We start from the raw sequence: 26,335 nt of genomic DNA, 5'->3' as shown, positions 1-26,335 counted from the left end.
CTTTGGCACAGGGAAGGCGTTCGGGCAAGAAACAACGAGGGGTTGGGTGAAGGTCGAGGTGTTCAACTCAAGCGTAGTGGTCCACCAGGCGATCGCTGATACGCTGCTCGATCATTTCACCCTCTGGATCATCGGCATCGGAACCCAGGCCTCGACCCGCCGTCCGGCCATCGCTCTCCTCACCCGCCTGCTCCTGGCCTGACTGATCCGAGACATTCACATCCACCAGATCCAACCCCTGCTCCGCGAACATTTCCCGCAGACGGTTGGCGTTCTGGTCCAGGGCCTCACGGACCGCGACCTGGGGGCTGGTGAAGGTGACACTGATTTGATCCTGGTTGGCACTGACTCGAACCTGCATGGGTCCCAGATCCGGTGGATCCAGACGCAACTCCGCCGTGGAAAGCTTCTGAGCGGCCATCCACAGCACTTTCTGGCCCACCGCCTGCCCCCACTGCCCCTGCCCCACCGGGACCCGCACATCGGTCTGCACGGTAAATCCCCGCTCGGTCGGAGAGAGCGGCTGGCCGCGGTTGGCCCCATCCAGTTGCGCCAGCGCATTGGCCGGGGACTGCCCCCCATCAAACGACGTACTGGCCTTGGAACTCGATTGCGTCGAGACATCGGCAATTGCTTGCAGGGTCTGGGCGAAGGCCTCTTTACCGTTCTTGCCTGCCGCGACACTCAACTCCAGTAGCCCCTTCAACTCAAGTCCTTCAGCCCCCTTGTCTGCGGAAGCCGTCGCAACCAACCCGGGCAGCAGTCCGGTTTCGGGAGTGGCCCCCTGTCGTTGGGTGGCCAGAGCACTCAGTTGCGACAGATAAGCGATGCCATTGCGCCCAATGGCATCGCGCAGGTGGTTGGCATCCGGAAACCGGGTCATCAGCTCGGGCAGTGCCGTCATGGGGATGGCTTCCAGGCTCTCGGCCACCTGATCCAGAGGGGCGCCGTCTTTCAGGTCCGACAGCAATTGGCGCAGCGCCTTTTCCAGCTCCGGTGACAGGCTGCCTTCATCCAACTGGACCTTGAGTTGCTCCAATATGGCGGTCACATCATCGGACAGCGCCGCCCAATCCTCTTTGCTCAGATTGGCCAACAGCGCTTTGTCGTCTTTCGTCAGGGTGGTGCTCACATCAGTGCCGTCAGCCGGGTTGGCGTCGGCCGCCCTGGCATTATCGGCTGATGCGGTCGGCTCCCGCGAGGCGTCCGTTTGCGCAGCGTCGTTTGCCTCGGGGCGCCGGGAAGCGGTTGGCCCATCGCTCCGGACGTCACGGTCTTCTGGCCCTCTCTGAGCATTGGCGGGTTCCCGCTGCGCCCCTTCGCGGGGCTCAGTTCGGCGGCTTGGCGCGGTCTCCTCCCGCAGGGACCCCGAGCCGGTGCGAGCACGGCCCGTTGTGCCGTCAAAAACCTGCCGAAATCCATCGCCCTCCGGCGCCGAACGGCGCTGGAGCGACGAGGGTTCTGAATTGAAAGACAACAGATTGCTGATTTGCGATTGACCTGGCATCGACACCACTCCGGCAAGGTTGGCGGCAAAGGTTTGCCGCTAACCGGTTAAACTGGGGCAAACGCCCGTTTCTGGGAGGGAAAATGCAAGGTTAGTGCCAGCCGCGTTCAGCCGGCGAAACTGTTCAAGGTGACTTTGAGTTTGGCGAATTCTTCCTGCACGGATACCAGCTGTTGTTCGAGCCCATCGATGTCACTGGCGCGCCCACGCGATTCCATCTCCTGGCACAGATCCGCCAACCGCTCAGCACCCAGGTTATTGCAGCTGCCTTTGAAGCTGTGCGCCTGACGCCAGACGGTGTCGCTATCCTGCGCCGCCAGGGCTCGCTGAAGCTGGCGAATACGCTCTTCCGAGTCGGTCAGAAAAGTATTGATCAACACCGGGAACTGATCGTCCATCACCTCCTGCAGCGTCGTCAAAACCTCTCGATTGAGATGGGTTTCCGAACTCATGGGGCGCGCCTCTGGTTAGTCACTTAATTGGCCACTGGTCCGCTGGTATCAATCATCGGAACTCCAGGAAAATACCGCTTCGACCCGGTTACCTTCACTGGGATACTGGACAGCATCGCACAGTTTTTCAACCAGCGCGAGACCCCGACCGGCATACCCCGGCGCCTCTCCCGGCGCGACCGCGCCGGCCTCCTCCCGGCCATCAAATCCGGGGCCGCTGTCCTCCACCGCGATGCGCAACAGCCCACCCTCTTCGGTGGTGCTGTGATGCAGATGGATGCGAATCAAGCCCTCGTTGACGTCGTCAAGGCGCTGCTGACGGATCTCATAATAGTGGGCGAACCCCTCCGGCGTTCCCTTGAGCCCGGAGTCCAACCCCAGAACGCCGTGCTCGAGGGCGTTGGAATACAGTTCGGACAGAATGGTGTACAGGGTGCCGCTGTGCTGACGCAGACCGGGTACCTCCACCAGAATATTCAGCAACAGGGGCATGGGATCAAACTGGCGGAAACTGGCCGGCAGAATATCAAAGTTCATATTCCATTCGGACAGGGTGGAGCGGTTGCGCCGCTCCGCTTCGGCGGCCACCGCATTGACCTTGTCCGGCCGGTCCATCCGGATTTCCACCAGCGACAGGTCATCGTCGCGCTCCCCCTGCCCGACAAACTGCTGGACCCTGGCCAGGATGTCGTCAAACAGGGCGTCATCGTTTCTGGCGTCGGCGCCCCGGTGTTCCGCAAACACCGCCTTCAGTCGCTCCTCACCGAACATTTCGCCCTCGGGGCTGCGGGCCTCATGGATGCCATCGGACCAGAGATAGAGACGATCTCCCCAGGCCAACTCGTAGGTTTCCATGTCATCCTTGAAGGCGCTGTTGCCCAACACGCCCAAGGGCAAGTGGGTCGAAGTGATCGGCTGCGGCGGTTCATTGCCCTGGCGGAGGATGTAGCCCGGAGGCAGACCGCCACTCCAGACCCGGATGCGCTGGCGTCGAAAATTGATATCCGCCATGGTGGCGCAACAGAAGATGCCCACCGGCAGGATGGTTTTCAGTTTGTGGTTGATCTCCCGCAGGATATCGCTCATGGCGAACCCTTTGGACACCATCCCGTAAAACGTGGAGGCGAGCGGAATGGCGCCCACCGCCGCTGGCAGGCCATGGCCAGTAAAATCACCCAGCAGCACCATCATGCTGCCCCCCGGACGCATACCGGCGACCAGAATGTCGCCGTTGAACACGGCCAGTGAGGACAGGTAGTAGCGGACATTGTTGGAGTCCAGACAGCCACTGTGGGCGATGTTGTCAAACACCTGTTTGGCGACCGTCTGCTCCTGCAGCAGGTGCTGGTTGTGACGGCTGATCTGATCGCGCTGATCGAGGATGGTGGTGTGCATGGCCCGCATGCGATTGAACGCGCGGATTTTGGCCTGGATGATGACCCGGTTGTAGGGCTTGGACAGAAAATCGTCACCCCCGGCATCCAGGCACTGAACCAGGGATTCGGTATCGGTCAGAGAGGTCAGGAAAATGATCGGTACCAGGGCCTCACCCGCGAGGGCCTTGATCCGCCGCGCGGCGCCAAAACCGTCCAGGTTGGGCATCAGGGCATCGAGCAGGACCAGGTCCGGTCGCTCGCGCTCGAACTCCGCTACCGCTTCCCGCCCGTCCCGGGCACTGATCACCCGATGGCCGTCGCGGGCGACAATGGCCTGTAGAATCTGGCGATCCGTGTCGGAGTCGTCAGCGATCAGGATGGTCAGCGGACTGTCGTCGGTCATGCGCAGCGTCTCCATTCGCGCCCGGAGCGGCCGGCGGCCGCCCGGCCGAAGCCGATCAGAACATCAGGGATCGGCCCCTTGGGTACCCGATTACTGGATATCGAATAGCTGTTCGAAGTTGGATATGGTCAGAATCTTCCTGACATCCGGGCTGCAGTTGCGGATTTCGATGCTCGCCCGATCGCCCCCGGCGTGATCCCGGAGCAGCAGCAACATGCCCAGGGCGGAGCTGTCCAGGTAGGTGGTTTCCTGAAGGTCCACCCGGTAGCGCTCCGGCGCCTTGTCCAGGCGCTCATAGGAACCCCGGAAATCCTGGTGCGAGCTGAAATCGAACCGCCCCTGAATGTAGATGGTGAGCAGGGTTCCGTCGGATGACAGGGTGGAGGTTATCGCCATAACTGTTTCACATCCTTTCTGACACGTTATTGTTCGAGCCAAGCCTTCGAGCAAAAGCATTCCGGCACAGAGCGACCCTAAGCATAGCGTAATTCCCCTGCCCCGTCAGCGTTTTCGGCCGGGACCCGTCCGGCCCATACGCTGGGCCGCAAGATCGTCCAGCTCGCGCTGCTGGCGCTGCTCAAGGACGGCATTTTCCTCGCTGCGCATGCGCGCAATCATATCTTCCAGCGAGCGGCGGCGGTGGTATTTCTCCTGCCACTGCTGTCGGCACTGCTCCAGGTACTGACGCACCTGGGCCAATTTCTGCTCCTGCCCACCCAGCGCCTCGCCCAGGCGCTGCAGAAAACCACTGTAGCTCATCAGCGACTGGGCATCGACGCCCCGGCGCTGCTCGCGATAATCCGCCAGATACTGGGCCCGATAATCCTGCAGCTGGGCCAGTTGCCCCTCCTCCTGCTCCAGTTGCTGCCGGGCTTCCCCAAGCCGGGCGGCGGCGGCCTGTTCTTCCCGCTCCGCCACCATCAGAACCACCTTGAGTCGTTCCGAGCGCTGCTCCGCCATGATTTAGCGCTGTCCCCGGCCGCTGTGCTGCGCCGCCAGCGCCCCGCGGCGCGGGCCAGGGCCGGCGGGCCCATTGCCGGGCTGGCCGCGCCCCTGGGCCGCACCCGTTTTGCCCGCCGGCTGCAGGGTCCGCTGCAGGTGATTGATGCTTTCATCGAGCTGCACCGCCTGCCCCAAGCCTTGCTGGATAAATGCCCGCAGGTGGGGGAAACGTTCAATAGCCGCATCGGTTTCGGGGTCCGCCCCGGGGGTATAGGCGCCGATGTTGATCAGGTCACGGTTCTGTTGATAGCGGGACAACAACTGTTTGAAGCGTTGCATGGACTTCAGGTGGGGCTCAGCAACGATATTGGGCATTGCCCGGCTGATGGAGGCCTCCACATCAATGGCCGGATAGACGCCCTCCTCCGCCAGGCGGCGTGACAGGACAATGTGGCCATCCAGAATAGCACGGGCGGCATCCGCAATCGGATCCTGCAGGTCGTCGCCTTCCGAGAGCACCGTGTAAAACGCGGTAATCGACCCTTCCCCTCTGGCCGCATTGCCGGCGCGCTCCACCAGCTGGGGAATTTTGGCAAACACCGAGGGCGGATAACCTTTGGTGGCCGGCGGTTCGCCGATGGCCAGGGAAATTTCCCGCTGCGCCTGGGCAAAGCGGGTCAGGGAATCCATCAACAACAGGACATTCCGCCCCTGGTCCCGATAGTACTCGGCAATCCGGCTGCACAACTGGGCCGCCCGAAGCCGCATCAGAGGCGCATCATCCGCCGGCGAAGCCACCACCACGGCGCGCGCCATCCCCTCGGGCCCTAGAATATGATCGATGAACTCCTTCACCTCACGGCCCCGCTCGCCGACCAGTCCGACCACCACGACATCGGCCGTGGTGTATTTGGTCATCATGCCCATCAGCACACTTTTACCGACGCCGCTGCCGGCGAACAGGCCGAGTCGTTGTCCGCGCCCCACAGTAATCAGGGCATTGATTGCGCGTATTCCCACATCCAGGGGTTCGCTGATCGGGTGGCGTTTGAGCGGATTGATGTCATGGGGGGCAAAGTCGAGAAAATCGTCGCCCCGCAGGGGACCGGCGTCGTCCAGGGGCTGGCCCAGGCCATTGACCACCCGACCCAGCAGCCGGGGGCCGACACGCATTCCCTGATGGGAGGAAATGGGAATCACCCGGGCACCGGGCTGCAGGCCTTCAACGCGCTTGACCGGCATCAGGTAGACAATTTCGTCGTCAAAGCCGACCACTTCCGCCTCGATCTTCCGGCCGTCCCGATTGATGACCTGGCACTGGCGACCGACGGATACGTTAAGGCCGACGGCCTCCAGGGTCATACCCACCGAACGGGTCAGGCGCCCTTCGGCTTCCGGTTTGGGCGCCTCGGGCACGCCAGCAGGACCGAAGCCGCGCAATCTATCCAGCAGCGGCGAGCGGGGCCCGGGCGGTACAGGGGCATCACTCACGGGGTTTCGTCTCCCGGGGACCGGCTGTCGTATTCATCGCCGTCGGGCGGCACAGCGTCGTCCCTATCGTCATCGTCGCTCATCGCGGAATCACTGCCCAACTGGCGATTCACAAAGGCGTCGAGTTGTTGTGCCAAGCGGTGTTCAATGGAAAAATCCACCTGGCTCTCTTTGGTTTCCACCCGGCATCCACCGGGCAGCAGGTCGTCGTCCGCGTGAAAGGTCCAGTCCAGACGGTGCTCTTCGGCGTAGGCTTCCACCAGGGCGAGATCATCGGGGTTGAGGTAGATATGCAGGTGTTCAGCCCCGGCGGGCAATGCGGCCACGGCGGCGCGCACCGGCTCCATGATATGGCTGGAGTCGGTCAACAGTTCCCGCTGCACGAGGCTGCGCGTTAACGCACATACCGTGTCGAGCAGCCACTGTTCCAGGGCATCTTCCTGCTCCGCCAGGGGCTCCCGAATGGCCTGCACCAGGTGCTGGAAGCGTTGCTGTTCGGCGGCCAGCTTCTGGCGCATTTCCTCCCAGCCTTTCTGCTGCCCGGCCTCATAGCCTTCGGCGCGGCCCTGCTCAAAGCCGGCCTGGTAACCCTGCTCTCGCCCTTCCTGCTCGGCGGCGTCCACCAGGCGCTGCATTTCCTCGGCACTCAGGCCGCTGCTACCGCCTTCGTAATCCACGTCTTCAATTTTTTCGCCCTTGCGCCGCTCTTCGTCTTCGGCGCGCTGGCGCGCTTCGCGCTCGGCGCTGGGCAGTACCCGGTCCTGCTCACCGTGAATCGGGGGCAGAACCCAGGCCTGATAGTGCTCAAGCTCTTCGGCGGGAATCCGGTTGGCAAGTTTTTTGGTGGTCATGGTTACGCCGCCGCTGGTGATGCGTCAGGAACAGAATCGGAAACAGATCCTGAGCGATTAAAGCATTTTTTCGCCACTGCTGCTGAGCACAATTTCGCCGGCATCGGCCATGCGCCGGGCAATGGTGAGGATTTCTTTCTGGGCGGTCTCCACTTCGGACAAGCGCACCGGCCCTTTCACTTCCAGATCGTCGCGCAGCAGTTCGGCCGCACGCTTGGACATGTTGCTGAAGATCTTGTCCTGCAGCTCGCTGTCGGCCCCTTTGAGCGCCACAATCAGCACTTCGGACGACACCTCGCGCAGCAGCATCTGAATACCCCGGTCGTCCACATCCTTGAGGTTGTCGAACACGAACATGAGGTCCTGAATCTGGTTGCCCATGTCCTCATCCAGCTCCTTGATGGAATCCATCAGGTCGGCCTCGATGGAGCCTTCCAGGTGGTTCATAATTTCCGCCGCGGTCTTGTAACCGCCGACCGCCTTGGTCTGGGAAGAGGCGCTGCCGGTGAACTGTTTTTCCAGAATGTCGTTCAGTTCCTGCAGAGCGCTGGGCTGTACGGTATCCAGGGAGGCGACCCGCATCATAATATCCAGGCGCATCTTTTCGCTCAGGTAGCTGAGCACTTCCGCCGCCTGGTCCGGGTCGAGGTAGGACACTACAATCGCCTGAATCTGCGGGTGTTCGTTGCGGATGACATCGGCCACGGAACGTGGCTCCATCCATTTGAGAGTGTCCAGACCGGTGGTATTACCGCCCAGCAGAATCCGGTCGATCAGGCCGCTGGCCTTGTCTTCGCCGAGGGCGGTCACGAGCATGTTACGAATGTAGGCGTCGGAGTCGGTGCCCAATCCGGTAAGGGTGCGGACTTCTTCCAGAAAGTTGCTCAAAACGGCCTGAACATCACTCTGCTGGACGTTTTTCATTTGCGCCATGGCGCCACCGATGCGCTGAACCTCCTTGGGGCCCATATGGCGAAGCACCTCCGCCGCATCGGCCTCGCCAAGCGACATCAGGAGAATGGCCGCCTGATCCACATGATTCAATTTTGATGCGGGTTTGGCAGGTGCGTTTTTTTCCGCTGCAGGCGCTTTTTCAGCCACGGGATTCCTCTCTCACTCAGTTGACGGGCTCACTCAGTCGACGGGTATCGATTAATCGTCCCGGTTGATCCAACTTTTCACCACCTGGGCAACCCGCCCCGGATCGTCGGCCACCAGCCCTTTTACCGCGTTCAGTTGTTGTTCGTAACTTTCTTCCGGCCCGGGTAAGCCGAGCGCGCCGCCGGTCAGGGTGACGGTCTCGTCCGACAGGCCATCATACCCACCCAGCCCGGACTCTTCCAGCGCCGCCAGCTCCCGCGCCTCCTCCTCGTCCGAGGCTCGCCCACCGGTGCGGGCCAGGCTTTTGAGTACCGGGCGCAGCAGGCCGAAAATCAGCAGCAACAGAACCAGAATACCGGCGCCCTGCTTCAGGTAAGGAAACAACCAGGGTTGTTGCCACCAGGGCAGTTCCGGGGTCGTAAATTCCTCGAGACTGCGGGCCCGAAACGGTGAATTGAGCACATTCACGCTGTCACCCCGGGCGGCGGAGAAACCCACCGCATCGCGCACCAACAGCTCCAGGCGCTGAAGTTCCGCATCGCTCCAGGCGACCCGGGTTTCGTTGCCCGCCTCATCCACCTCCACCTTGTCATCAACGACCACGGCGACCGACAGGCGGTCGACCTCGCCCTGTTGAAAACGGGTATAGCTGATGGTCCGGTCCAGCTCGTAATTGCGCGTGGCGCGCTCGCGCACTTCACGCGGAACCTCTTCGTTGACCGGCTCACCGGTTTCCGGGTCGATCTGCTCCGGGGCTTCCGCAGTGCCGGGGGGCTGATTGGTCAGCGCGCCGGGAATCCCACCCTGATCCCGTCCGGTGGTGGTCTCGTTCATGATCTGTTCGCTGCGGATGGCCGGCATATCCGGGTTGAAGGTCTCCGCCGCCTGCTCGGTCGCCGTAAAGTCGACATCGGCACTGACTTCCGCTCGGAAGTTTTCGCTGCCCAGTACCGGCTCCAATATCCGGTTGACCCGCTGCACCAGGCCATCCTCCACCCGACGGGTGTATTCGCGCTGACGATCCGCCATCAGCAACTCGGAGTTTTCCTCCTTGGCGGACAGCAGTTCACCATGCTGATCCACAATGGTCACCGCATCGGCATTCAGCTCCGACACACTTGAGGCCACCAGGTTGGTAATGGCTTTGACCTGACTGGCATCCAGAGTGCGACCGGGGTTCACATCCAAAAATATCGAAGCGCGGGGTTCACGCACATCCCGGACAAAGACCGAGCGCTTGGGCACCGCCAGGTGCACGCGAGCACTGCGCACGTTATTCATGCTCGAAATGGTACGTGCCAGCTCGCCTTCCATCGCCCGATGGTATCGGGTGCTCTCCACAAACTGGCTGGTGCCCAGAGGCTGCTCCTGGTCCATCAACTCGAAACCGGTGGACTCGTCACGGGGAATGCCCGCTTGGGCAAGTCGAATACGCGCCGCTGACAGATCGTCCACCGCCACCAGCAAACCGCCGGTGGCCGGGTCAATGCGAAAGGGAATCTGGGCCTGCTCAAGTACCGTAACGACTTCGGGGGATTCGCTCGGGTCCAGGGAGGGCAGCAAAGGACGGTATTCCTCCCCCTGAGTCCAGAGCACCACGGCAAAGCCGATGGCCACCGCCGCCGCCAGCCCCACCATCAGGCCGGCCTGACGCACCAGGTTCAGGTTGCTGAAGCCTTCGATCAGATCGTTCCCCGGGCGCTTGCGACCGCCCCCGTTGGCGGCGTTATCGTCCATTGTTGAGTCAGCTGCAGCCATGTCAGTGTGTCTCGTTATACGTTGTCAGAATCAGGGGTGGCACCGAGCATCAAATCGGCATGTTCATGATGTCGCGGTAGGCTTCAACCAGCTTGTTGCGTACCTGGAGCGTTGCCTGAAAGGCGACGCTGGATTTCTGGGAGGCGACCATGACGTCGGTAATGTCCACCCCAGGCTCGCCGCGTTCATAGGCTGCCTGCAGAGCACCCGAGGCTTTCTGGGTGTCGTTGACTTTATTGAGCGCCTGGGCCATGACCTCACCAAACCCCGGGACGTCCCGGTTGGCTTCGGTCCGCAACCCGGGCTGCCCCTCGCCCACGGGATTGATGCCCTGGGGTTTCTGGAAAGCCTGGGTCTGGGATTTGAGGGAGCGCATTTCCACCAGGAGGCGGTTGATGTCAACGCGATCGGTCATGGTGTTTCCCCTGCGACAAAAATTTGGCGAATTGGCCGGTATTTCGGCTCACAAGGGACAAAATGCATAAACCGGGCCACTTTCGCACAAAGCGGGCCCTTTTGACTCAAAACCGGCCAGGTGTTGCCGCAGAGCGCGGCGGCAGCACCGGAGGGCGGCGCTGCCGGATGATCAGCTCAACGCCCGATTGACGCGTTCGATGAGGGTTTCCCGGTTATAGGGTTTCACCATAAAGCTGGTGGCACCGGCGGACATACTGTCCTGCACCACCGTTTTGGTGTTGACCCCGGAAATCACCAACACGGGTGTGCGGGCGAACACCCGAGTGCCTCGCAGCCGGCGCAGCAGGTCCAGTCCATTCATGCCCGGCATTTCAATGTCAATCAGAATCAGGCTGGGCCTCAGCTCCTTGAGCACTGCCAACGCTTCTTGGGCACTGGCAGCGAGGTGGGGCTCAAAGCCCTCCTCCCGCATGATTCTCGCCTGGACCTTACGCTGAAAATCATTGTCCTCGACGATCAGCACCGGTCCCTTGGTGGCCGACTTGGCTTTGCCCGGGGTGGATTCCTTAATGGCACTGGCGTTGAGATGGGGAAACAGTTGCTCGCGGGTCTCTCCACGCCACTGGCTCAGCCAGTCACCGACCTTATCCGCGCCCAGAGGGCGGGCGATAAAATAGCCTTGAGCCTTGTGACAATCGTGCTGGCGAAGAAAGTGCCAATCCTCTTCATCCTCGACACCCTCGGCGGTAATTTCCAGGCCCAATTCCTTGGCCAGCCCCATGGCGGATTCAAACATCACCCGAATGCGCCGTTCTTTACCGGCGGCATGAACAAAACTCCGGTCCAGTTTGAACTGATCAAAAGGAATATCCCGGATCTGGGCCAGGGAGGCGTGCCCGGTACCAAAGTCATCAACGGCCAGTTTGAACCCCTTCAGGCGCAAACGGGTCAGGTTATCCAGCACGATTTCCGGGCGGCGCATGGGCCGGCTCTCGGTGATTTCCAGAATCAGGTCCCAGGGCTTGAGGTCCGCATCCTCCAGGGCTTTAAGCAGCCAGTCCGTAAAACTCAACTGTTCCAGGTTTTCCATGGACAGGTTCACCGACAGAGCACAGTGAATGCCCGCTTTCTGCCAGCGCAGCGATTGCTGTAAGGCTTCACCTATCACCCAGCGGGTCAGGTCATCAATCACCCCCTGTTCTTCGGCCAGGTAGATAAACTGATCCGGCATTACCCGGCCCTTGTCGGGATGCTGCCAGCGCACCAGCACCTCCAGACTGGCCAGCTCGCCGTCGACCAATGACACCACTGGCTGATACTCATTGAAGAGATCATTCCGAGCAATCGCTTCACGAAGCTCCTCAGCGGTGACGGACTGGCTATTTCTCGCCAGTCGCGCCGGCGCCTGGTTGAGCAGCTTATCCATTAACAATCCAAGCTCCCGGTCGTCCACCGGTTTGGTCAAATAGCCCAGGACCGGGATGTTATGCGCATGGACCAGATTCTGTGCCGTGCGCAACAAGCGCTCGTCCTCGCCGCTCAACAGGATAAGATGCCCGACAAACCCCAGCTCCACTAAATGCCGGACCACTTCAATGCCATCCATGTCCGGCATTTTCAGGTCCAGAATCAAGACGTCCGGTGGCGTTTTCAACGCGCGCAGTACATCGACGGCCTCTTGCCCACCGGTCACTTCCTTGATCATCACATAACCAAGCTTGTTCAACAGGCGGCTGATCAGGCGACGCATAAACTCATCGTCATCGACTGTCATGATTTTGATCTGCTTTTTATTCATTGGCCCCTCAGCGCTGCTCATTCAAATACACCTGCACCTGCTGCAATGCCGCCTGGACACGACGCCACTCAACTTCAAAGTTATTCAGTAACTCACTGGCCAGGGACTCGTCCTTCTCCGCCCCTCGCCCCCAACGCTCCAGGGCCAAGGACCGGTCCGCCAGGCCGAGCGCCCCCACGGAACGGGCCGAGGACTTCAGGGAGTGCGCCGCATCGGCCACACTCTCCCAACGGCCCCGCCCGGCGGCTTCGCGCAGGCGGGCCACCAACTCTTCCGAGCTGGTGCGAAAACTTTCCACAAACTCCGCCAGCAGCTCGTCATCGCCCCCGATCAGATCCTGCAGAACCCGCAGGTCCAGAGCCTCGGACACCAACACGACGCGACCACTCTCGGTGCGACGGATGGCCGGTTGTTGAGCCGACGGGTGGGTCCAGCGTTCCAGCGACGCTTTAAGGGTATCCAACAACACCGGTTTTACCAGATAGTCGTCGAAGCCCAACTGCTCGCACCGCTCGGCCTCGCCGGTGACAGCATTGGCGGTCAGAGCCACAATCGGCACAGGGCTGGCTCCACCCTGCTCCGCCTCCTCCCGGCGAATGGCGGCGGTCAGTGCATAGCCATCCATCTCCGGCATATGCAAATCGGTCAACACCAAGGTATAACCATGGCCGACTTGATGCCAACGGCGCAGCGCTTCCCGGCCATCGTCACACAGATCGGCGGCAAACCCCAACACGGCCAATTGCCGCTCAATCACTCGCTGATTGGTTTCATTGTCTTCCGCGACCAGAACGAGGCGCCCTTCCAGTAGCGCCTGCTCTCGCTCTGGCACAACGACCTGGCCAGCACGATGCTCTGGTTTGGAATCGGTGATTTCCTGACTCTGCCGCCCCAGCGCCACGGCCACCGCCTGCAGGAAAGCCAGCCGTGAGAGGCTGTTCCCATCAATGCCAAACAGACCCGCGCCCTCTTCCCGCACCCGACGCCGGTAACCACGTCCAATCAATAGCCAATGGTAATTCGCTGGCCATATCGGCACGGCAAGTTCCTCGGCCCACCGGATCGACCCATCGCTTTCAAGCCCCGTATCGCACACCAGCAACCACAGCGTCGAATCATGGGCAGCGGCCTCGGGCACCTCTTCGGGCCGATAGACCCGAGCGCCCGCCGCCCACAGATAAGCCGCCCAATCCGCCCCCTGATGATCGGGCCACACCACACAGCAGGCGTCCTGCAGGTCCGGCACCACGGATACCGGTGCTTCCTCCGCAACAATCGGCAAGCGCACTGCCACCCGAAACTCCGAGCCTTTCTGCACTTCACTCGACACCTTGATATCGCCACCCATGGCCCGTACCAGGCTGTCACTGATGGTCAGCCCCAAACCGGTACCGCCATACTGACGGGTGGTGGAAACATCCGCTTGCGAGAAAGGACTGAACAGACGGGCCTGAGTAGCAGCGTTCATGCCGATCCCGTTATCAATCACATGAAAGGAAAGATCCACCGCCTGCTCTGATCGACCGCTCACATACAGGCGAACCGCCACCCTCCCCTGCCGATCCAGCTTGGAGGAAAACTTGATCGCGTTGCTGAGCAGGTTCATCAGGACCTGACGCAGGCGGAGCTCATCCCCCAACACCTGGGCGGGCAATGCCGGGTCCGTATACATGGTCAATTCCACATCCTGGTTGAGCGCCATCCGATCCAACAATAGACAGACACTGCGCACCAGGGCGGCGGGGGAAAACGGCACCGGGGCCAACTCCAATTTACCCGCTTCGATCTTCGAGAAGTCCAGAATGTCGTCCACGATTCCCAGCAGGGATTGGGCGGACTCGCGGATGATATCCACCATCTCCACCTGATGGCCTCGCAGGCTGGTCTGATGAAGGACGTCCACCATCCCCACGATGCCGTTGATGGGGGTTCGGACCTCATGGCTCATGGTGGCCAGGAACTGGGACTTGGTGGCGCTGGCCAGCTCTGCCAGCTCCCGTGAGCGTTCCAACTCCTGAATGCGCTCTTGTTCTTCTTCGGCACGGTGCCGTTCGGTCACATCCTGAAAGTAAACCGCCAGACCGTCCGAGGAAGGGTAGGCATTGACTGATAGCCAAGCCTCCAATGGGTCAAAATAGGTTTCAAAGGAAACCTTTGCCCCAGAATCCATAGCTTGATGATAATAAGCATCAGAGTCAGTGCCCACGGCTTCCGGGAATTCATCCCAGACCACTCGTCCTAGCAATTCATCGCGGGAGCGCCTTAACAATCGTTCCGCCTCCCGGTTCACATAGGTAAATTCCCAGTCCATGTTGAGGGTAAAAAAGGCATCCGTAATGCTCTCTAGGGTTGTCGCCAGACGCTCGGCCAACTGCTTGGCCCGCTCTTCACTGTCCCGACGCTCGTGAACGTCGATGGCGCTGCCGTACCATTTGATGGTTTTGCCGTTCGGGTCCTTGATGGGCATGGCCTGAATGGCGTGCCAGCGCCAGTAGCCATCGAACCGGCGCAGGCGAATTTCCAGATCCAGCCGCATTCCCTGGTCGAGCGCCATATCCCAGGCCAGGTTATAACGGCCAGTATCGACAGGTTCAATCGCCTCCCGCCAAACATCATCTAACAGGGGGTCATCGTGCTCGCAGCCGAGAAACTCCTCCAGCATCCGGTTGCCGTAATCGAGGCGCCCGGCCAGATCCGCCGTCCAGACGAGGTGGGGCATGGCATTGGCAAACTCGCGAAAGCGCTGCACCCCCTGGGCCAGCAGGGACGAAGCGTGTTTGCGCTCGGTCACATCCTGTACCGCCCCTTCCAGACGCACCACGTCTCCCCGCTCATTCAGGATCGGGTGCGCCTGTACCCGCACCCAGGCGTAGCGGCCCAGCGCGGTGACAATCTGCGCCTCGAGATCCACCGAAGCCTTTTCCTGCATCGCACGGTCCACCGCCTCGGACACTCGGCGCTGAAATTGCGGGGTGTAATAGCTGAAGGCCTGTTCAAGGGTGAACACGGTACCGGACGGCACATCAAAAATCGCGCAGGCTTCGTCATTCAATGTCACCCGCTCGGCGATCATGTCCGCCGACCACCCCCCGAGCCGGGCCATCTGGGTGGCGATATTCAGCAGACGGTCCTGATCCACCAACTGCTGCGAGAGCCGCCGCTGATCCGTGATATCTGCGGCGAACCCCGCCAGGCGCACCACCTGTCCCTGGTCATCGAGTACCGGAAAGGCCCGATCGTGCACCCAACGCCGACTCCCATCGGGGCGTTGGATTTCGTACTCAATGTCATAGCGGCCGATCACCTGTTGCGAGCGCAATTCGGCGACGCGTCGCTGGTGCTCGGGAACCACCGCGCCAAACCACTGCTCCGGGTTCGCCATCAGCGATGCCCGGGAACGCCCCCACAAGGTTTCATAGGCCGGGGAGACATACAATAATTGACCGGTTTCCACATCGGTCAACCAAAAAACCTCCCGGACGCTCTCCGCCAACTGTCGGAACAACACCAGTTCGTTGTCAAGCACCTGCTCCAGCTCCCGGCGCTGCCGATCACTGGCCGCTGACAACATCACCAGCACGAAAATCAATGCCAACACCGCACCCTCGCCGACGTAACGCCACCAGGATTCCGTGCGCCAGGCAAACAGATCTACCGAGGAGGGGATGTCGTGGAAGTGCAGGCCGAGAACCAGTATCCCCAGGGACAGGACTGTCCAGCGCAGGACCATTGCATAGGTTCTGTGAGTCGCCAGTCGCTCGACTATTTTATTTGACTGTGCTTTCATTCAGTTGAGACTCACGCGCGTCCATCAAGAGCCGTTGGTATATGACCAGTGTAAACCAAAGTGAACAAGGCAGCACCCGTCGCAACGCGCCAAAATACCGACGGTTTTCAGTCCTTGCGCTCGCAGTGGTTTTTGCCGCCGATATCGTGACGCCACTCGGGGTTGCTCACGGCATTCTCTACCTTCTCGTGATCGCTCTGGCCAACCAGACCCGCGATCGGGACTGGGTGCTGCGCATGGGACTCTGGTCGCTCCTGCTGTGCAGTGCGGGCCTGTTACTCGCGGACCTCCCCGACGGGTTCCCTCTGGTGGCGGTATTGGTCAACCGTTTGCTCAGCCTTATCGCCATTAGCGTCACTCTGACGATCAGCCTGCGCTGGCTGGCAACCCGCCACGCGCTGGATGACACTCGACGGCACTTTGAACCCAGCGCGCACCGCCTGCAACAAGCCCAATCGACGCTGGATATGCTAAGCCACCAAACCGGCATCGGGTACTGGTGTTATGACAAGGCCCGCCGGACGTTTCATCGCTCGGATCTGATCAACCCAATAGTTGGTTTATCACCCGGGGAGCCGCCACCGGCCGACGGCGCCCTGGGCTTTTTCCCGGAGCCCGGTCGCTCCCAGGTGGTCGCTGCATTCGAAGAGTGTGTTCAGAATGGCAAACCCTACGTGCAACAGTTACCACTGGTCACTCGCAGCGGACAGAAACGACTGGTGCAAACTTCGGGGCGCCCTCTGTTCGACACCCAGGGTGTACAGATCGGGGTTGTCGGCACGCTGGAAGACCTGACCGGAACCACGCAGTCCAACAACCGGTTTGCAGAAAGCGCCCGCGCGCTGCAGTCGCAATTGGATGCGCTACCGGTGACAGTATGGAGCGCCCTGCCCGATGGCTCGATCGATTATTTCAACCAGGCGCTCAGTGATTTTTCCGGTGTACCTCGCGAGACGCTTTCAACGCCGGGCGAATGGTTGACGCTGCTGCATCCGGACGATCAGGAGCGTTGCGTTCAGACCTGGACGCAATGTATCCAGAATGGCAAACCCTACGACATTCAGTTTCGAATTCGTCGTTACGATGGCCAATACCGTTGGCATCAGGTTCAGGCAACGCCCGCGCGGGATATCAACGGCAATATTATTAAATGGTATGGTAGTGCGGTGGAGATTCCGGAGTCGGCGGTAAAGGTTTGAGCGGTACTGCATGGCGCAGTTTCATGTTGGGTTTTGGTGACGGCGGATGCGCTGCGCTTATCCGCCCTACGCAGACCGCAGAGGTTACGGCGGATGCGCCTTCGGCTTATCCGCCCTACGCAACCTGCCGTGCTACTCGTATTCGCGTAGGGCGGATAAGGGCGAAGCCCGCATCCGCCGCGACCCAAATCTCACACTGGCACCAAACGGGTTACCCTACGCCAACCCATCCACCGGAAAACCAGCCTCACGAAGGCGAGCCATTTTATACCGCAACGTTCTCGGGCTGATCCCCAACCGCTCCGCCGTACGCTTCTTACTACCGCGCTCACTGTTTAACGTATTGACGATGATCTCAAACTCCCGGCGCTTCAGATCGCTCCCCAATGCCGGCTTTTCCTCTGACACATCAGACACCGGCGCCAGGGTCTCCTGGTGTGGAAGCGATACCGGTTCAGACACTGGGGCGACGGCCATCGGGTCAGCGTCATTCACGGTCATACCCGCGCTTCCCCCCGAAGCCCGATCCGCATAGGCTCTATCCGCTTCCAACCCCAGATCCTCGGCCTGAATGAGATCACCGGGCTGCAGAATCAGAGCTCGCTGCATGACGTTATCCAGCTCGCGTACATTCCCCGGCCAGTCGTAACCCGTGAGCGCCTGGCGTGCGGAATCGGTCAGTTGCACCCAACCGCGTCGTTGTTTTTGCGCGTGTTTGCGCAGCAGTTGTTCCGCCAGGGGCACGATATCCTCGCGTCGCTCCCGCAGCGGTGCCCACTGCAGGGGCAACACGCTCAATCGATAGTAAAGGTCTTCCCGAAACAGGCCTTTGGCCACCTGCTCGCGCATATCGCGGTTGGAGGTCGCGATCACCCGGACATCCAGCGGGATGGTTTTGCGACCGCCCAGGCGCTCCACTTCTCGCTCCTGCAGAACCCGTAGTAACTTGGCTTGCAGCCCCACATCCATTTCGGAGATTTCATCCAGCAGTAACGTGCCACCGTTGGCCTGCTCGAACTTGCCGGGTGCACTGGTATGGGCACCGGTGTAAGCCCCCTTTTCATGGCCGAACAGCATCGCTTCCAGCATATTCTCAGGAATGGCCGCACAGTTGATCGCCACAAACGGTTTGTGATGACGCGGCGAGTGGTTGTGAATATAGCGCGCCAACACCTCTTTCCCGGTGCCGGATTCTCCGAGGATCAATACCGTCGACTCCGACTGCGCCACGCGCTGCGCCAATTGCAGAAGCCGCTGACTGGACGCGGCCCGCACCACAGGCTCATCGCCCACGGGGGTGGATCCGAGATGACGCGCCAGGGTATCCACCAATAAGGCGGGCTCGAAGGGTTTGACAAGATAGTCGACCGCGCCCTGCTTGATGGCATCAACGGACTGATTGATGCTCGCGTAGGCCGTGATCAACATCATGGGAATTTGCGGATACTGTTGCTTTACCGCCTGCAACAATTCCTGCCCGGACATGCCGCCCATATTGACGTCCGAGACAATCATCTGGCAGTCACTATCGGCGTTCAGTGTCGCCAGCGCCCGTTCACCGCTGTCGGCTTGCAGCACCTCGTAGTCCGCCAGTTCCAGCGTATCGGTCAGCGCTTCCCGCAGATCCGCATCGTCTTCAACCACAAGAATGCGGGGCCGGGCCATAGCCGGGGATGCCTGTCTTGCTGCTTGCGCCATGTGATTCTCCAATGAGCTGTTCAGATAACTGATGGACCAATGTGTTTGTCGGGTCGGGCTTTTGTCGGGTTACGCTACGCTAACCCGACCTACGGAAACGACGCTGCCAACTTCAAGTCGGGTTACGCGGCGCTAACCCGAACTACGGAGACGACGCACTCAACTTCAAGTAGGTCGGGTTAGCGCAGCGTAACCCGACATGATCTACCGCCCCCGCAATGGCTGTGTCAGAGGCAGCAGCAATGTTGCACTGGTGCCCTGCCCCACCTCCGAGCGCAAATCAAAAGCACCGCCGTGTGCTCTGGTAACCGCCTGCACCACCGCCAACCCGAGACCCGTGCCCTGGGACTTGGTGGTTACAAACAGGTCCCGCACCCGGGGCAACAATTCCGGATCAATGCCCGGGCCTTTGTCAGTCAGATGAATCGCCAACCAATGTTGGCCTTGCACCACTTCATGTTTGAAATTGATCAACAGCTCGGCGCCTTTACCGACCGCCTGAATACTGTTGTTCGCCAAATTCTGCAAAGCACCAATCAGCGCTTCGCGATTGCACCGCAGATGCACGTGGGCACAACTGTTCAACCACTGGCAGTGGCTGGCGGAAGTGTTCAGCGGCACTTCCAGCGCTTCCGCCAGGCCATTTTGGAGATCCTCAACGGTGACGTAATCATTCAGGGGCAGCTCGCCTTTCACGAACAGCAACATATCCTGAATCTGCCGCTCGATGTGATTGAGTCGGCTGGACAATTTGTCGGTAAATTCACCGCGACGTGACTCGTCCAGCTCACTGTTGCGCAGGTGTCCCGCATACAACATGGCGGTCGAGAGCGGTGTACGGATCTGGTGTGCCAGTGCGGACATCATTTTGCCCAGGGCCGACAGCCGTTCGTGCCGACTGAGCTCGCTCTGTAAGCGCCGGGTTTCGGTCAGGTCCGTCAGTAGAATGATCTGACCATCGACGCCCAGATTACGGGTCGCAATGCGGATGCGTCGCCCATCCTGCAGAGACACCTCATGGCCATCATCGCTGCGCGGCTTGAACGAGCGCGCGATGACCTCCCGCCAGGGCATGCCCTCCAGCGGCTCCCCCAGAAGGTCCACGGCCACCGGATTGGCTTCGGTAACCCGCCCCGTGGAATCGAGCACAATCACCCCACCGGGCAGAAAATTGATCAGGTTATCGAGACGGTTGGCAATTTTCTCCTTTTCAACCTGAGCCTCACGGCGCTCTTTCTCGAGGCTGGACAGCTCACCGCTGAGCTCCGCCACCTTCCGCTCCAGCATTTCGTGGGAGGTCACCAACCGCTGGGACAGATCCTCAAACAGGTCAAAGCCCTGATCGCGCGTGCCATCCGCTTCACCTGCGGGGCCTGACGCCGACGGACGCAGACTGACCACGTCAGCCCTTGCACGGGCGGCGGACTTCTCGGAAATGGTCGATGCACCCTCAGCCATGGGGTACTCCCTCTGTCATGTTACGGGTTTCTGGCGCGACGCCGTTTGTTACCGGGGAGTTTTGCAAGGAGGGTGCCAATCTGGTTTTCTTTTGTTATTCAATAGCTTACAAACCTCAAATAAAACCCCAAGTCAATTTTCCGTCACCAATGTTTCTGTAGGGTGGCATAAGCGCGAAGCGCGCCATCCACCATTGTTATACCGATCAGGCCGTTATTGGTGGATGACGGCCTTCGGCCTTATGCCACCCTACGGGCTGAGATTGATTGGGAGTCTGGATAAATGTACCGTGCGGTTCCCAAACAACTGTGTTATAGTTGGCGCTTCGGCGTCCTTCGGTCGGCGTCGCTCTTCTCTGATACCTCATCATGGCTCACCCAGACCGTACCCACATTTGCTGGGCAGGGATCGGGCCACAGGAAACACATTTCATGACATTTGCTGAACTCGGCCTTCGCGCCGAACTCCTGCGTGCGCTTGACGACGCGGGCTACTCCGTACCTACGCCCATTCAGGCCAAAGCCATTCCCACCGTCCTCCAAGGCGGCGATCTGATGGCGGCCGCCCAAACCGGTACCGGTAAAACCGCCGGCTTTACCCTGCCGCTGCTGGAAAACATGAGTCGTAAGGACGTATCCGGCCAGAAGTATCGCCCGGTACGCGCGCTCATCCTGACGCCGACCCGCGAACTCGCCGCCCAGGTTCACGACAGCGTGCGCACCTATGGCAAGCATCTTCCGCTGCGCTCCACCGTGGTTTTCGGTGGGGTGAGCATCAACCCCCAGATGATGACGCTGCGTAAAGGCGTGGACATTCTGGTGGCCACACCGGGCCGCCTTCTGGACCTGGTACAGCAGAACGCTCTGCAACTGGACCGGGTGGAAACCCTGGTACTGGACGAAGCGGACCGCATGCTGGATATGGGCTTTATTCACGACATCAAAAAAGTCCTGAAGCTGCTGCCCAAACAGAAACAGACCCTGTTGTTCTCCGCTACTTTCTCGGACGAGATCAAGCAACTGGCGGACAAGCTGCTGAACCAGCCCGAGCTGATCGAAGTCGCGCCGCGCAACACCACTGCCGAGCGCATCACCCAGCGGGTGCACCCGGTGGATCGCAATCGCAAGCGCGAGCTGTTGTCCTACCTGATTGGTGATGGCGACTGGAAACAGGTGCTGGTGTTTACCCGCACCAAGCACGGCGCCAACCGGCTGACCGAGCAACTGCAGAATGACGGCATTACCGCCGCTGCGATTCACGGCAACAAGAGCCAGGGCGCGCGCACCAAAGCACTGGCCGATTTCAAAAGCGGCAAGGTGCGCACCCTGGTCGCCACCGATATTGCCGCTCGCGGTATCGATATTGATCAGCTGCCCTACGTGGTGAACTACGAGCTGCCCAATGTGCCGGAAGATTACGTCCACCGCATCGGTCGCACCGGCCGTGCCGAGCGTGAAGGTGTGGCGGTTTCTCTGGTGTGTGTGGATGAGCACAACTTCATGCGCAACATTGAGAAGCTGATCAAAACCAACGTGGAAAAAGTTGTGGTCGACGGCTTTGAGCCGGACCCGAGCATTCGTCCGGAGCCGATTCAGTTGGGTCGCCAGAACAACGGCGGCGGTCGAGGCCGAAGCGCCAAACCGGGCGGCAACCGAGCCCGCAACAGCGCGCCGTCCAGCGCCCGCAAGAACAGCAATGGCGGTCGACCAAATCAGAAAAGTCGCCAACGGCGAGCGTAAAACGAAGAACGAAAAACGGCACCCGAGGGTGCCGTTTTTGTTTCTAAAGCGAATTCAGGAAACTGATCAGGTCCTGCTTGTCCGACGCTGACAAAGCCTGATACGCATCCTTCGCCGCCTGCCCTTCTCCACCGTGCCACAAAATCGCCTCCTCTACGGAACGGGCGCGACCGTCGTGCAGATAGCTGTGCTCCGGCGTACAGACCTCGTTACCCTGACCACCGGTGGGGTTTTCCACACCGCCGGTCACACAGGCCGACAGACCCAGTCCCCACAAAGGCGGCGTGCGCCACTCGGCCCCCGTGGCTTCGCCTTCGCCCAGATTATCCGCCAGGCCCGGCCCCATATCGTGCAGCAACATGTCCGTATAGGGGTAAATGGTCTGATCTCGCAGCTCCGCCAACGGATGATACTCGCTGGTCTGGTAGCTGGGTGTATGACATCCCGCACAGCCGACCGTATCGAACAGCTGTTCGCCATTCTGCACCGCCGGATCATCGTAGTTGCGCTGCGGGCGAACACCCAGCAGGGCAATGTATTTCACCAGATCATCCAGATGCGCATCGGCCAGTTCGCTGCCCGTGCTGCCGCAGTCAGTCTGATTGGCCCCGCAATCCGGCTCGGGCAGCACCGAGGTCATCACACCCATATCGGTGTTGAAGGCGCTGGCCAACTGATGTTTGACGCTGACGGTACCCGCTTTCCAACCAAAGCGTCCGAGTCGGGTATCGCCGGTTTCCGGGTCCAGCACACGGTTGGGGCGACCGGAAATACCATCACCATCCGTATCATCAGGATCGGCCTGAGCCAGAATCGCGGATTCGGGAATGGCCTCGAGCAGACCAATACCCACAAGATTGGGCGCGATACGCGCGGAGAATCGGTCGGGCACCGCACCGCTAAACTGGTAGTTGGGTGAGCGCAGGCCGTTCTCTTCGGTCCAGTAAGCGATGGACACGGTGCCCTCGCTGGTTGCACCGTCGCTCGTCTCCGACTGCAGAACCCGCCCGAGGTCCGGGTCTGGAGAGCCGTCATCCGCCGCAACCTTAAAGGACCACTTATCCAGCGGTTCGCCCACCGGCGCCGGGGCCGCCCGACCATTGCGCTCATGACAACCGGCACAGCTGTCGTTGATGTAGTGAGGCCCTGCCAGGCCCACCATGTCGTTGAAGACGGGATTTTCAATCGGACGCTCGTCGTGGCGACCATCGTCAAAGGAGGTATGCAATACCCGCCGACCACGAACGAAGGGTTGACCATTGTCATAGCCCAGGTTGGTCGCCATCTGCATAAAATGGTTGTCCGTTTCACCCGAGGTCATTTCGTGAATGGTGGTATCACCACCCAACCAGGCGTGCTCCGGGATTTTGAAGGAGTCTTTCACGCCACCGAACGGGGTGGAGCCACCGACATCCCAAGGCACCAGCCCCTCGCCCACGATATAGAGGTAAGTGGTGCCGTAGTAGTTCGCACGGCCATTGGGCACGCTGGCATCCAGGAACTGGCTGATCTCAAACTCCAGTTTGTCGCCGACCTGAATCGGACGGCCTTCACGGCAGTTATGGCTGCGCTCTTTGTAGTAATTCAGGTTATCGACCACCACCATGGTGCCGTTGTCGCAATACTCGGCCACGGTACCCACACCCCGATAGAACCAGCGATTTTCGGCCTCGGTATTACTGAGCATAAACTCGGTGCGCACATTCATCCGCACGGTATCGCCGCCCTTTGCGACCTCGTCAATGATTTCAATGGCCGCAGTACGATCCTCCCAGTAAAAGCTCAGATAATGATCGTAGGCCTGGAACTGATCTTCTTTGGCGTGACGGTCCCGGGCCCGATCCGCAAAGCGGGTAATCAGCGCGGTGCCGGTTTCGTACTGCACCACCGGCTCCAGGGTCGTGGTGGCGTCATACAGCGGCGTGATATCGCCCAGGCTGACCGACGAGCTGCTGGAACTGCTCTGGCTGACGCTGGAGCTTTCGGAGCTGCTCTGATCACTGCTTGAGCTGGAACTGCTTTCACTGCTGCTTGAACTCGGCTCGCTGCTACTGGAGCTGCTAGACGAGCTGCCGCTTCCGCCGCTGCCAGAAAAAGTGTGGCTGATCCAACCGGTGCTGCGACCGACGCCGTTGGCGATCACCGTAAACGACGCGTTGACCACATCGCCAGGCAACAGGTTCGGCAGGTCGTAATACCAGCCATTGCTGTCCTGCTGCATCCGGACATTCTGCTGACCACCGCCATTCACCGTATAGTGGATGTCCACGATATCGCCCTCGCTGACGCGGGCTCGCAGGGTGGTGGCATCCAGTTCCTGAAAGCAGCCGTCGGCACAGCCGGTAGGCGCGGTTTGCGGCTCACTGCCGTACACCTCCAGTTCCCAGATGGAGTAGCCCCACTGGTTACCCTGGCTGCGGGATATCCCGAAAATACGGACGTAACGATACTCACCGCTCACCGCCACCGTGTCGGTGCGATGCCCGAAGGTGCCACCGGTGCGGGTCGCCAGGGTGCTCCAGTTGGTGCCGTCATTGGAGCCACGGATTTCGTAGGTGTCCGCATTAGCGGCTTCCCAGTGAATCACCACGTCGGACAGGTCATAAGCCTGGCCGAGATCAACCATCAGATAGGACGGATCCGTTTGTGCCGCCGAGGCCCAGCGTGTGTTCATATCGCCATCCACGGCGTTGCTTGCCGGCAGATCCGCCGTGCTCGCAGAAACAGCGGCGTTCCGGGCAAGTTCCGTGGTCTGGGCACTGAGCGATGTGCTCAGGAGCAGAAAAAGCAGGGCTCCCCCGAGGGTGAGGCGGTGTTTCAGAGAGTAGAGACGCATAATGTGGACCTCGCGCATGGCTATTATTGGTTATGGGTCCCGCTTACCTTAATCCCGACCGGGGACATCGTCGTCCCACTTTATGGGCGGCCATGAAAGTGGCCTGTGCCACCCGGAACCCCCAAAAAGCACCGCCGCTCCAGGCAAAATAGTCAGCATTTTCAATTGGTTACAAAAAAGGTATCAACTTCTTGGTCGGTATTGACACCTCCGCTTTTGTGGACGGGTTCTCGGTTCACCGCCGGGCGTATTGATCACCAGGGGCATTCTGTTTATTCTTTTTGCAAAAGCAATAACATCAAAGACGGTCAAACCCCGTATGGACGTACCGATTTTCAGCGTGAACGACACCGTTCTGGTGGTGGCCGTATTGGAGTGCCTGCTGCTGGGCGCCTTACTCCTGTTCTTCACCCAAATCCCGCTGGCCCAGCGTCTGTTCTTGTCGTTATTCCTGCTGTCGTTGGGCGTGGACTTCCTGGACACCCTGATCTACTGGGCAGAGCCGCTGAAAGCACGCTGGCTGAGCGACCACCTGTACACTTTCTACGCTCTGAAACCGCTCGGGCTGATGGCCGCGCCCGCGCTGTATCTGTACCTGAAGTCGATGCTTTTCTCGGACTTCAACTGGTGCCGACGCCGACTCCTGCACTTCGCACCCGCATTGCTGATCACTCTGCTTCTGCCCTTTTACCTTCTGGTGCGCGATGAGGGGTTTTTCGCCCGGGCGAGGTATGACTATGAGGTGCTGTTCCACGATCTCCCGTTTCAGCTGTACCTGTTCGTCAAATACGGCCTCTACTTTACTTACGGTCTGATCAGTTATCGGCTATTGGCGACCTACCATCGGCACCTGGAGCAGGGCTACTCCAACCTGAAAAGCGTGGACCCCTGGTGGCTCCGGCTGCTGGTGATCGGCTTTATGATTATCTGGAGTCTGTATCTGACGAGTTATCTGAGCCATCTGTTGTTTGAGCATCGGGGAATGGCCAATCTGACCGGCGTGCTGGGCAACTACCTCAACGTTTTTTTCATCACATCACTGGTGGTGTACAGCCTTACCCAGTCGCAGACGTTTCGCGGGGTCTCCGAAGCGCCGGGGCTCAACAGCGTTGCAATCGGGAATGAGGATGAACAGGCGTCCCTGGCTCAATCGATCCACCAGGTAATGCGAGAGCAGCAATTGTATCTGGACCCGGAGCTGAGCCTGGAGCGGCTGGCCAGTACCATGGGATTATCCAGCAAGCTGGTGTCCAGCATCATCAATCGTCGGCTGAACAAGAACTTTTTTGAGTATGTAAACGATTTTCGCACCGAACGGGCGAAATCCATCATTGCTGCCGAGGCTGGGCCCGACTCCATGATGCAGGTGATGGAGCAGTCGGGGTTCAACAGCAAATCCACCTTCAACCGCTGCTTCAAGCGCGCCACCGGCATGACCCCCAGCGAGTACCGGGAAAACATTCGCCGCAGCCCCGTAGGTCGGATCGGTCCGACGTTTCGGAGCGAAGCGTAATCCGACAAC

General features: G+C 60.2%; 18 protein-coding genes. 3 read left to right on the top strand and 15 right to left on the bottom strand.

The window, feature by feature from the left end:
- Positions 1-67: 67 nt before the first annotated feature.
- The 12 genes from N645_RS17350 to N645_RS17345 form a co-directional block, all read right to left on the bottom strand.
- Positions 68-1,507: a flagellar hook-length control protein FliK gene (locus tag N645_RS17350; RefSeq protein ID WP_024459973.1), complete on the bottom strand. Its 1,440-nt coding sequence runs from the start codon at positions 1,505-1,507 to the stop codon at positions 68-70.
- Between the two features lie 107 nt (positions 1,508-1,614).
- Positions 1,615-1,959, bottom strand: a complete 345-nt coding sequence (locus N645_RS0102680) for an Hpt domain-containing protein (protein WP_024459972.1) — start codon at positions 1,957-1,959, stop codon at positions 1,615-1,617.
- Between the two features lie 48 nt (positions 1,960-2,007).
- The gene (locus N645_RS0102675) at positions 2,008-3,738 is read right to left on the bottom strand and encodes a fused response regulator/phosphatase (RefSeq protein WP_024459971.1); all 1,731 of its coding nucleotides are present in this window, start codon (positions 3,736-3,738) and stop codon (positions 2,008-2,010) included.
- Positions 3,739-3,828: 90 nt separating this feature from the next.
- Entirely contained in the window at positions 3,829-4,134 is a 306-nt protein-coding gene (locus tag N645_RS0102670) for an STAS domain-containing protein (protein ID WP_024459970.1), read from the bottom strand.
- A 105-nt stretch (positions 4,135-4,239) separates the two neighbouring features.
- Positions 4,240-4,698: a flagellar export protein FliJ gene (gene fliJ / locus N645_RS0102665; protein WP_024459969.1), complete on the bottom strand. Its 459-nt coding sequence runs from the start codon at positions 4,696-4,698 to the stop codon at positions 4,240-4,242.
- 3 nt (positions 4,699-4,701) lie between these two features.
- Positions 4,702-6,171 (bottom strand): flagellar protein export ATPase FliI, encoded by a 1,470-nt coding sequence (fliI, locus tag N645_RS0102660; RefSeq protein WP_081665822.1) that lies wholly within the window; start codon positions 6,169-6,171, stop codon positions 4,702-4,704.
- The gene (locus N645_RS0102655; RefSeq protein WP_024459967.1) at positions 6,168-7,022 is read right to left on the bottom strand and encodes a flagellar assembly protein FliH; all 855 of its coding nucleotides are present in this window, start codon (positions 7,020-7,022) and stop codon (positions 6,168-6,170) included. Before N645_RS0102655 ends, fliI begins: the two co-directional genes overlap by 4 nt.
- A gap of 57 nt (positions 7,023-7,079) precedes the next feature.
- Entirely contained in the window at positions 7,080-8,123 is a 1,044-nt protein-coding gene (fliG, locus tag N645_RS0102650; protein ID WP_024459966.1) for a flagellar motor switch protein FliG, read from the bottom strand.
- A 51-nt stretch (positions 8,124-8,174) separates the two neighbouring features.
- Positions 8,175-9,881, bottom strand: a complete 1,707-nt coding sequence (fliF, locus tag N645_RS0102645) for a flagellar basal-body MS-ring/collar protein FliF (RefSeq protein ID WP_081665820.1) — start codon at positions 9,879-9,881, stop codon at positions 8,175-8,177.
- A gap of 49 nt (positions 9,882-9,930) precedes the next feature.
- Positions 9,931-10,296 carry a flagellar hook-basal body complex protein FliE gene (gene fliE, locus N645_RS0102640; RefSeq protein ID WP_024459964.1) on the bottom strand — a complete coding sequence of 122 codons (366 nt, stop codon included), beginning with the start codon at positions 10,294-10,296 and terminating at the stop codon, positions 9,931-9,933.
- A gap of 171 nt (positions 10,297-10,467) precedes the next feature.
- Complete coding sequence (locus N645_RS0102635) at positions 10,468-12,117, bottom strand: EAL domain-containing protein (protein ID WP_081665818.1); 1,650 nt, start codon at positions 12,115-12,117, stop codon at positions 10,468-10,470.
- Positions 12,104-15,883, bottom strand: coding sequence for a PAS domain S-box protein (locus N645_RS17345; RefSeq protein WP_081665816.1), 3,780 nt, complete (start codon positions 15,881-15,883; stop codon positions 12,104-12,106). The genes N645_RS0102635 and N645_RS17345 overlap by 14 nt, the downstream gene beginning before the upstream one ends.
- 41 nt (positions 15,884-15,924) lie before the next feature.
- Here N645_RS17345 and N645_RS0102625 point away from each other — a divergent pair, with 41 nt between their 5' ends.
- The gene (locus N645_RS0102625; protein WP_024459961.1) at positions 15,925-17,082 is read left to right on the top strand and encodes a PAS domain-containing protein; all 1,158 of its coding nucleotides are present in this window, start codon (positions 15,925-15,927) and stop codon (positions 17,080-17,082) included.
- Positions 17,083-17,298: 216 nt separating this feature from the next.
- On the opposite strand, the gene N645_RS0102620 is transcribed toward N645_RS0102625, so the two are convergent.
- Positions 17,299-18,747: a sigma-54 dependent transcriptional regulator gene (locus tag N645_RS0102620; protein ID WP_036159808.1), complete on the bottom strand. Its 1,449-nt coding sequence runs from the start codon at positions 18,745-18,747 to the stop codon at positions 17,299-17,301.
- A gap of 237 nt (positions 18,748-18,984) precedes the next feature.
- Complete coding sequence (locus N645_RS0102615; protein WP_081665814.1) at positions 18,985-20,238, bottom strand: PAS domain-containing sensor histidine kinase; 1,254 nt, start codon at positions 20,236-20,238, stop codon at positions 18,985-18,987.
- A gap of 431 nt (positions 20,239-20,669) precedes the next feature.
- Between N645_RS0102615 and N645_RS0102610 the strand changes: the two genes are divergently transcribed.
- The gene (locus tag N645_RS0102610) at positions 20,670-21,977 is read left to right on the top strand and encodes a DEAD/DEAH box helicase (protein ID WP_024459958.1); all 1,308 of its coding nucleotides are present in this window, start codon (positions 20,670-20,672) and stop codon (positions 21,975-21,977) included.
- A 43-nt stretch (positions 21,978-22,020) separates the two neighbouring features.
- Here N645_RS0102610 and N645_RS0102605 read toward each other — a convergent pair whose 3' ends face one another.
- Complete coding sequence (locus N645_RS0102605; RefSeq protein WP_051174304.1) at positions 22,021-24,813, bottom strand: di-heme oxidoredictase family protein; 2,793 nt, start codon at positions 24,811-24,813, stop codon at positions 22,021-22,023.
- A gap of 319 nt (positions 24,814-25,132) precedes the next feature.
- Here N645_RS0102605 and N645_RS0102600 point away from each other — a divergent pair, with 319 nt between their 5' ends.
- Positions 25,133-26,326, top strand: a complete 1,194-nt coding sequence (locus tag N645_RS0102600) for an AraC family transcriptional regulator (protein WP_024459956.1) — start codon at positions 25,133-25,135, stop codon at positions 26,324-26,326.
- The last annotated feature ends 9 nt before the right edge of the window (positions 26,327-26,335 follow it).

Source organism: Marinimicrobium sp. LS-A18 (assembly GCF_000463525.1).
In the GTDB taxonomy this organism is placed as follows: domain Bacteria; phylum Pseudomonadota; class Gammaproteobacteria; order Pseudomonadales; family Cellvibrionaceae; genus Marinimicrobium; species Marinimicrobium koreense.
Note: the sequence above shows the minus strand (reverse complement) of the source record. Positions and strands in the feature narration are given on the sequence as shown.